The sequence below is a fragment of the Sphaerochaeta sp. genome (assembly GCF_050178175.1).
Taxonomy (GTDB): domain Bacteria; phylum Spirochaetota; class Spirochaetia; order Sphaerochaetales; family Sphaerochaetaceae; genus Sphaerochaeta.
Window position 1 is genome coordinate 1 of sequence record NZ_JBFXGH010000107.1, and the last position, 7,713, is coordinate 7,713.

A 7,713-nucleotide genomic window follows, 5' to 3' on the forward strand; every position below is an offset into this window, starting at 1 on the left:
CAGCAAATACGTGTTATCTTCCTGCATGAGAGCGGTTCTCCTTGATCTGTTAGTTTTGCGATTACAAATCATAGGCGTTTCCGCTCTCTTTTTCTACTTTTTACACGCTGAAAATTTCAGACCCAAAATTGATACCTGAGGGGGGAGATCATCTTGCCATACCCGCTTTAAGGCAACCGAAAGCGTATCAAGCTCGCGATTCACTGCCTGGTAGGCAAGCTGGCTACTCTCATACGCCTGGCGGCTGATAAGACCTTCATCCAAAATATCTTTGGCCCTCTTCCTTGCAGTATCAGCCAAGGTGACGCGTTCTGAAAGGATATATCGGTTCTCCAGCAAACTCTGACGGAGCAAGAGGAGGTGAATATTCTGCAGAATGAGCGCACGCTGCAGTCCATCCTTGGAGTAGATGGCATCAGAGAGAGCGATACTGTTTGTTCCTCACGATATCGTCGGGAAAGATTGTCGAGTAGAGGCCATCCCCAGGGCAACGGTAAACGGCGAGGAGCATCTTCTCCACCACCGGGCCGACTTCTGCCGTGTACCTCCTGCCTCGCTCCCGGGAAAACGCATACTCACCCGGTCCCAGGCACTTGCGGCACACGATCCCGCCGTTGCCCTTCCTCAAGGATGGATGGCAACTGTCTTGAACTTAATCATGAACGGTGTTACTGTTTTCATGGTTGTTGATGAAGAGGAAGTCTTTGAAAGTGCTAACAAACAAACAAAGGGCTTCCTCTTCTCTCCTCCTTCGGGGATCCTCTCCCCAGTCCTTCCCCCATTAAACCACAGCTTTCCCCCTACTGGAATATTTCATTTGCGGTATGAGTGGGAGTTTTCATATTCGGGCCAGTGTCCCATAATCCGAATTAAGGACATTGCTTGCAGTTTATGAAGGATTCCTGTATACTTATTTTCATACATATCAACATATCACCTGATTTGATACCCTGTATCTGTCCTATACGTAGGACCATAAACGGTGGTCACGGGCGAATGAACGCCATGAATGATATCCACAATTACTTTATATGAGCAACAAGAAACAAGAACTACGGTTACTACGGGTGACTACCATCGTTTGCCTCGGATTCGGCATACTCTCTCTGGTGGTCTCCATTGTCGCCAACTCAAACTCAATGCTTCTCGATGGACTTTATTCCCTGATCCAAAGCATGTTCATCATCGGCTCAGGAAGGGTGGTGACCCTTCTCTTCAAGGAAGATGATGACCGGTTCCCCTTCGGCTATGGAGCCTTTGAACCATTTTTCCTGGTCTTGCGAAGTCTGGTCCTGCTTACCATGGTCGTAACCATTGGAACCATGGCAGGTATTGCCATGACCCGTGGTGGGTATGCCATTACATTCTCTATTGCCTTTCCTGTCTCGGTGTTCTCCCTGGTCGTCTGTTTTGTTGTTTGGCTTGCCCTTGCAAACAAGGCCAAAAAACTGAGCAGCCCGACCCTCCGCTCGGAAAGCAAGGCATGGTTGCTGGATACCCTCCTCTCCCTTGCCTCAGTGCTTGCAATCGGGATGGTGGGACTGATCAAGCAAACCCGTTTTGCATACCTGGGCAACTACATAGACCCGGCTCTCACTGTTCTTTTCCTGGCTTTCCTCAGCCCAGTGCTTATAAAGGACCTGGTAGTCTACAGCAGGGAACTTCTGGGAGCAGCGCCGACGATTTCGGTACAGGCAACACTGGAGAAAATCACCAACCGCTTTGTGAAAAAATATGCCTTCCGCAAGGCAGAGGTCTATGCATTGAAACGGGGACGTTCCCTGATGGTTGTCATCTATGTCTATCTCTCCGAGGAACGACCGGTGAAGCAACTTGATGCAATCCGACTGGAGATGATCAAGGCGATGTACTCCTATTCAAACTTCTGTGACACCGATATCGTATTCACACTCGATGACAGGTGGGTGGAATACCAGACACCATTTGCCATTGCAGGACAGAAAGCCTGATCAGAGAGGCAGCCACATCAGCACACGTTTCAGTGCCTTGTCCCAGGACTTCCAGGTATGCCCTTCCGGGTGCTGGTCATAGATTACATCATGGGTCTCTTGCAATGTCTCCACAAATCGTAGGTTATCCTGCAGCAGTGCATCCTCATCACCACAGGCAACATAGAATGACGGCTTGGGAGAGAGTTCCTTCCTAGACAATGCCATCAGGTCATGTTCACTGCCTTTCACTTCATAGAAGCCGAAGGTATTCTCCCATTCATACGGGAAAATCTTCACTGAGTCCCCGAGTGTATTGGCTAGCGCTACCAAATCCAAGGCTCCACTCATGCTTGCAGCCCTGCTGTATAGGTCCGGGCGTGTGAGTGCCGCCTTGAATGCCCCATACCCGCCCATCGACAGTCCTGCGATAAAGGTATCCTCACGTTTGGTGCTGATGGTGAAAACTGAGGAGAGAAACCGTGGAAGCTCTTCACTCAGGAAGGTGAAAAGGGGTAACCTCGTTCCTGGTCGGTGTAGAAACTTCTTCCAACCGATGGCATCACCACCACCAGGGGAAGATTCCTCACAGACTGTTCAATTGCCGAATTTCGCACATAGCTCTGTTCATTCTGCTTGATCCCATGCAACCGGTAGAGCACCTTATAAGGACCACCTGGAATATCAGGTGAGCGGTCACATCGCTGGGGATAGATGACGGTAACAGAAACATCCAGTTGGAGGGTATCAGAAAAAAGGGAGATATCGAGTAAGGCCATAAACGCGCCTTCTTGGGAGGTACTTTACCCCATTTGAGGAAAAGTTTCCATTCGATTTCTTTTGTAATCTTTCCTCTTCTCCTTTGTTATTATTATGGATACACTGAATCTGTTTGGAGGGGTTCAATGAGGCTGCGCTCTCGCCTAGTACAGTTTGTAGTCATCTGCTTGCTTTTGGGTACCATTGCACTGGTATCCAGTTGTGGTGTCTACAGCAAGACCCCTGCCATAAACCCTGATGAAGAACACTGGGAAGGCCCTCTCCTTGAGGGGACGGAAATGGAAGATGTCCAGATCACCATCAAACCCCAACAGAAAGCCATTGTCATCAATCTAGAGGATCTGGATGTGGATCCTGCAGTACTGATGCAATACCTTAGTGCAAAAGAATCACAATACCACTCCTTCACAGTGGAGGATTCCGATTCATATGTCCTGGTGATCAGGAAGCAGGACCTTGAACCTGAATCAGAGTGACGGTTCTATCTTGATGGCCAACAACACCCATCTTTCATCTTCACCACGATTCCAGACCATGGTACCCCACCGGTAATCTGGCTCATGTACACAGAACGGCACCTCATACAGATCTGAGCGAACCACCGCCCTTCCCACCTGCACTTGCTTTGCAGGCAACAGGGAGAGCAACTGTTGGTCATAGGTATTGGTGAATGCCCTTCTCAGCACCGCACTGACATACTGCTCAAGCCATGCTGGTCCATAGGACGCCATCAATGCTTGTCTGGTAATTGCTTCTGCACTACCTTCCTCGCCCCTGACAATCTGGCCGATCGAAGCATCGCTTGGGAGCTGCGCTTCATACGCATCAGGAAACGACAAGGTCTCATTTGCCGAAAGGGTGACCACACAGAACATTGCTATGATTAGGAGAGAAATGCATTCTTTCATACTTTTTATATGATGCATTTCTTTTACAATGTCAAAGGATTTAATTTTTTCTGGACTTTTTGGACATCCATGATAAAGTGTAACAAGTCTGAAAGCAAAACGGAAAAAAAGGAGACTCGCAACATGAAGATGGGAAAAGTTCCAATTCTCGAGACGATCAACAAGATTCCTGGTGGATTGATGGTAGTACCTTTGGTACTCGGTGTATTGACCAATACATTCTTTCCTGCAGCATTGGAGATTGGTAGTTTTACCACGGCTTTCTTCAAGTCAGGTGCACTTACCTTGATTGCATTGCTCTTTTTCTGCAGTGGAGCACAGATTCAGTTCAGAACTGCCGGTATGTCACTCTATAAAGGAGTGGTCCTCAATTCCAGCAAGGTTCTCTTCGGTGTAAGTTTCGGCGTTATCTTCGCAAAACTTGCCGGTCCTGAAGCTGCATTCCTCGGTGTCACACCGCTTGCCATGATCAGTGCCATGTCCAACAGTAATGGTGGACTTTATACGGCACTTGCTTCAAAATATGGTGATGAGTCCGATGTTGGTGCCATCGCCGTCATCTCCTCCAATGATGGACCTTTCTTCGAAATGGCTTTCATGGGTGTTGCCGGAGTTGCAAACATTCCACTCATGAGTCTTGTAGCAGTCATCGTTCCCATCATTGTTGGTATGATCCTTGGAAACCTTGATGAGAGAATCAGGGAGTTCCTCAAGCCCGGTATGTTCATTGCTATCTTCACCTTCTCATTTCCTCTTGGTGCAGGACTGAGTCTGCAGACGATCATTGAAGCCGGCCTTCCCGGTATCGTCCTTGGACTGATGACCCTTATCCTCACCGGTGTTCCTTCCTACTTCATCTTCAAGTGGTTGGTTCCCAGGAAGTCAAGGAGAACTGCTGCCGTAGGTGCTGCCGTCGGTACCTCTGCCGGCAACTCAATTGCCACCCCGGCTGCCATTGCATTGGTGGACCCAGCTTGGGCCCCATTCGCAGACAAGGCAACCGTACAGGTAGCTGCATCGATCATCGTTACCGCCTTGCTGGTTCCTTTCCTGGTCGATTTCTTCTACAGGTGGGATTTGAAGCGGGGACTTGTCAACGAGCATCCTACCACCAGCGCTGAACCTGCGGTTGACGCAAAGGGCCAACAGTTATAAGCTGGGAGCGCACGTTTTGTATACAATTATCAAGAAAGACGGGCAAACGCTCGTCTTTCTTTGCTAAAGGAGTCAATCATGCTGGTACATAACCCGATAGACAGCCAAGGAAAGAAACTAGAACTTCCCGAACATACCACAGTGTATGCAATGAAGGCACCAAAGGCACTCAGTGATCCAAAACAAGCGGTTTCTGAGGCACTGGCCAATCCCATTGCATCTGACAGCTTCCAGAGCATTGCCAAAGCCAAGCTTGATGCCAACCCACAAGCAAAGGCGGTAATTGTCATCTCTGACAATACCCGTCCCGTCCCCTACAAAGGAGAGGGAAATATCTTGGTACCCCTGCTCGAGGTACTTCTTGAAACCGGCTATAAGAAAGAGAATCTTACGGTACTCATTGCTACAGGAACCCACCGCCCGATGACCGATGACGAGATAGAACGCATCATCGATCCCTGGGTATTCGAGCATGGCATTGCCATCATCAACCATGATTGCAAAGAGGATGACAACCTCACCTACCTAGGAAAGACTGATCGTGGCAGTGAGGTAAAGATCAACAGCCTCTATATGCAAGCCGACCTGAAGATCCTCACTGGATTGGTGGAAAGCCACTTCATGGCAGGGGTCAGTGGGGGACGAAAGTCTGTATGTCCCGGTCTGATCAGTGAACATGGCACCTTCCTCTTCCACGGTGCGGACCTGATGGGCCATAAGAACAGCTGCGACTTGCTCCTCGACGGCAATCCGGTTCATGAGGAGTCCCTCGCTTTTGCGAAGATGGCTGGGGTTGATTTCATCATCAATGTCACCCTCGACCATGCCTTCAATATCACCGGTGTGTTTGCCGGCGACCTGGAGGCAGCCCATCAGGAAGCCTTTGAAATGGTCAAGGGATATGCAAAGATACCCATCAAGGAAGAGGCCGATATCGTCATAACCCATGGCGGATTTGTCGGGATCAACCACTACCAGAGTGCAAAGGCAGCCTTTGCTGCAATCGGCGCAATAAAGAAGGATGGATACCTGATCAGCATCTCCAACTTCACAGACAAGAAAGATGTCGTGGGTTCGGTAATGTACAAGACCGTACTCAGTATCCTGGCGCTTACCAGCGCAGAGGAACTGGTGACTCTCCTGCACAGCAAGGATTGGCCGTTCATGCCGGACCAGTGGCAGGTACAGAAGTGGGCTTCGGTATTCGAGAAGATTCCCTTGGACCACTACTACTATTATGCCCCACAGATTGCGGGAAAGAACAACAGCGGCCTTCCAGGAATCGATGTCTCCTCTCTTACACAGAGCACTGACTACAGCGAAGTGATCAGGAAAGCCATTGAGCAGATTGAGAAGAGAGAGCAAAGAAAGGACCTCAAGGTTCTCTATCTAAGCGATGGGCCTTATGCCATTCCCTATGTGGAGCAATGATAGGGACAGGGGTGTTGGATCGAGAGAGAAAGAGGAGGTGTTGCCTCCTCTTTCCTTGTTTCTAGAGCCTCTTTCCGATCTCTATTGCCTCGAGCAGGCTTTTCTCACTTGCAATCAGCTTTCCGGCAATATCGAACGCGGTACCGTGGTCAACAGATGTTCTGATGACGTCCAAACCAACGGTAATATTCACTCCGTTCTCGAAGCTGAGCATCTTCAGGGGGATATGTCCCTGGTCGTGATACATGGCCACCACGATATCCCAGGAACCCTGCAAGGCTTTCAGGAAGACCGTATCAGGGGGAATCGGGCCACTGACATCCAGACCTTCAGCTTTTGCTTCCTGGATGGCTGGAATGATTTCCCTGATCTCCTCATCACCAAAAATGCCATTCTCCCCTGCGTGGGGATTCAATCCGGCGACAGCAATCCTAGGATTGTCATAACCGATCTTTACAAGTGTCTCATGGGCCAGGTGAATGACTTCAAGTACCCTTTTTTTCTTGCACAGGTCACAGGCATTCCGCAAAGAAACATGGGTTGAGACGTGGATTACCTTCAGTTTCTCGCTGTACAGCAACATTGCATACCGCTCCCCTTTGGTGAACGCACCAAAGATCTCGGTATGACCGGCGTAGGGGAAACCAGCAAGGTGGAGCGCTTCCTTGTTGAGCGGAGCTGTAACCACTGAGGAGATATCCTTCCGTAAGGCAAATTCGATTGCCGATCGTACACTTTCAAAGGCAATGGTACCTCCCAGTGAGGTTACTACCCCAATCTCAATCTGGGAGAAGTCCACCGGATGTGGATCATATACATTGATCGCCGAGTCATCCCAGTCATCCATCTTCTGGATTGAGTTGAACCTCATTTCATACCCAAGCAGCGAGTTGTAATATTCCAACAGCGAACGGGTCCCAAACAGGAGAGCACTCCTGTGGTACTCCTTCCTGGCGTGCAATGCCTTGAGGGTGATCTCAGGACCAATGCCACAGGGATCCCCAAGTGTAATCCCAAACTTTTTTTCTTTCATCACGTTCTCCTCCTACCGTTCTTGCAAAACCCTCAAACTATACGCTATTGCTTGATCATTACCGAAAGCACCCGCCTTCGTGACAATTCTCATTGATGCATACCCTCCAGTGGGTACTTCAAGGAGGGGGATACCTCCCTGTACTTCCCTGACTATTTCCACCTCATGGATTCCCAGGACCTCCAATAGACCGAAAGCGGTATCACCACCTGTGAGGAATAAACCAGAAATCTCACACTGCTCTACCAAGGCCTTTCCCAAAAGGCTGAAGGAGTCCCTGATTGTTGCTGCAACCGCATCAGAGGAAAGCCCCTGTTGTGCACCTTCCTCCAAGGAACGGATGAATGCAGATTCATCAAGGACTGAGGAGACCACGACAAGGGCAGGCTTGCTTTGGGAGATGGCTTCCTTGACCCGTTTGATGATCGGATAAGGGTCTACCTCCCCAAGGAGAGAC

General features: G+C 49.5%; 11 protein-coding genes. 5 read left to right on the forward strand and 6 right to left on the reverse strand.

The window, feature by feature from the left end:
• Positions 1-93: 93 nt before the first annotated feature.
• Positions 94-354: a hypothetical protein gene (locus tag AB7S66_RS10180; RefSeq protein WP_428519659.1), complete on the reverse strand. Its 261-nt coding sequence runs from the start codon at positions 352-354 to the stop codon at positions 94-96.
• Positions 355-409: 55 nt separating this feature from the next.
• Here AB7S66_RS10180 and AB7S66_RS10185 point away from each other — a divergent pair, with 55 nt between their 5' ends.
• Both AB7S66_RS10185 and AB7S66_RS10190 read left to right on the forward strand, forming a co-directional pair.
• A complete protein-coding gene (locus AB7S66_RS10185) occupies positions 410-895 on the forward strand; it encodes a hypothetical protein (RefSeq protein WP_428519661.1) in 486 nt (161 codons plus the stop codon).
• Positions 896-1,031: 136 nt separating this feature from the next.
• Complete coding sequence (locus tag AB7S66_RS10190; RefSeq protein ID WP_428519663.1) at positions 1,032-1,970, forward strand: cation transporter; 939 nt, start codon at positions 1,032-1,034, stop codon at positions 1,968-1,970.
• On the opposite strand, the gene AB7S66_RS10195 is transcribed toward AB7S66_RS10190, so the two are convergent.
• Together AB7S66_RS10195 and AB7S66_RS10200 are read right to left on the reverse strand one after the other, a co-directional pair.
• Complete coding sequence (locus AB7S66_RS10195) at positions 1,971-2,507, reverse strand: alpha/beta hydrolase (protein WP_428519679.1); 537 nt, start codon at positions 2,505-2,507, stop codon at positions 1,971-1,973.
• Complete coding sequence (locus AB7S66_RS10200) at positions 2,447-2,728, reverse strand: hypothetical protein (RefSeq protein WP_428519665.1); 282 nt, start codon at positions 2,726-2,728, stop codon at positions 2,447-2,449. The genes AB7S66_RS10195 and AB7S66_RS10200 overlap by 61 nt, the downstream gene beginning before the upstream one ends.
• Positions 2,729-2,854: 126 nt before the next feature.
• Between AB7S66_RS10200 and AB7S66_RS10205 the strand changes: the two genes are divergently transcribed.
• On the forward strand, positions 2,855-3,205 hold the full coding sequence (locus AB7S66_RS10205) for a hypothetical protein (RefSeq protein ID WP_428519667.1): 351 nt from the start codon (positions 2,855-2,857) through the stop codon (positions 3,203-3,205).
• On the opposite strand, the gene AB7S66_RS10210 is transcribed toward AB7S66_RS10205, so the two are convergent.
• Positions 3,197-3,637, reverse strand: coding sequence for a hypothetical protein (locus AB7S66_RS10210; protein ID WP_428519669.1), 441 nt, complete (start codon positions 3,635-3,637; stop codon positions 3,197-3,199). The genes AB7S66_RS10205 and AB7S66_RS10210 overlap by 9 nt on opposite strands.
• A 123-nt stretch (positions 3,638-3,760) precedes the next feature.
• On the opposite strand from AB7S66_RS10210, the gene AB7S66_RS10215 reads away from it, so the two are divergent.
• Complete coding sequence (locus tag AB7S66_RS10215; protein ID WP_428519671.1) at positions 3,761-4,792, forward strand: 2-keto-3-deoxygluconate permease; 1,032 nt, start codon at positions 3,761-3,763, stop codon at positions 4,790-4,792.
• Positions 4,793-4,870: 78 nt separating this feature from the next.
• Complete coding sequence (gene larA / locus AB7S66_RS10220) at positions 4,871-6,223, forward strand: nickel-dependent lactate racemase (RefSeq protein ID WP_428519673.1); 1,353 nt, start codon at positions 4,871-4,873, stop codon at positions 6,221-6,223.
• A gap of 61 nt (positions 6,224-6,284) precedes the next feature.
• On the opposite strand, the gene pdxA is transcribed toward larA, so the two are convergent.
• Complete coding sequence (pdxA, locus tag AB7S66_RS10225) at positions 6,285-7,256, reverse strand: 4-hydroxythreonine-4-phosphate dehydrogenase PdxA (RefSeq protein WP_428519675.1); 972 nt, start codon at positions 7,254-7,256, stop codon at positions 6,285-6,287.
• Positions 7,257-7,268: 12 nt separating this feature from the next.
• The coding region (locus AB7S66_RS10230; RefSeq protein ID WP_428519677.1) for a nucleotide-binding domain containing protein at positions 7,269-7,713 on the reverse strand (445 nt) is incomplete at its 5' end.

Excerpts from the sequence above, each read along its gene's own strand:
- AB7S66_RS10185 (WP_428519661.1), top strand. The coding sequence starts at position 410 with ATGGCATCAGAGAGAGCGATACTGTTTGTTCCTCACGATATCGTCGGG.
- AB7S66_RS10190 (WP_428519663.1), top strand. The coding sequence starts at position 1,032 with ATGAGCAACAAGAAACAAGAACTACGGTTACTACGGGTGACTACCATC.
- AB7S66_RS10200 (WP_428519665.1), bottom strand. The coding sequence starts at position 2,728 with ATGGCCTTACTCGATATCTCCCTTTTTTCTGATACCCTCCAACTGGAT.
- AB7S66_RS10205 (WP_428519667.1), top strand. The coding sequence starts at position 2,855 with ATGAGGCTGCGCTCTCGCCTAGTACAGTTTGTAGTCATCTGCTTGCTT.
- AB7S66_RS10210 (WP_428519669.1), bottom strand. The coding sequence starts at position 3,637 with ATGAAAGAATGCATTTCTCTCCTAATCATAGCAATGTTCTGTGTGGTC.
- AB7S66_RS10215 (WP_428519671.1), top strand. The coding sequence starts at position 3,761 with ATGAAGATGGGAAAAGTTCCAATTCTCGAGACGATCAACAAGATTCCT.
- larA (WP_428519673.1), top strand. The coding sequence starts at position 4,871 with ATGCTGGTACATAACCCGATAGACAGCCAAGGAAAGAAACTAGAACTT.
- pdxA (WP_428519675.1), bottom strand. The coding sequence starts at position 7,256 with ATGAAAGAAAAAAAGTTTGGGATTACACTTGGGGATCCCTGTGGCATT.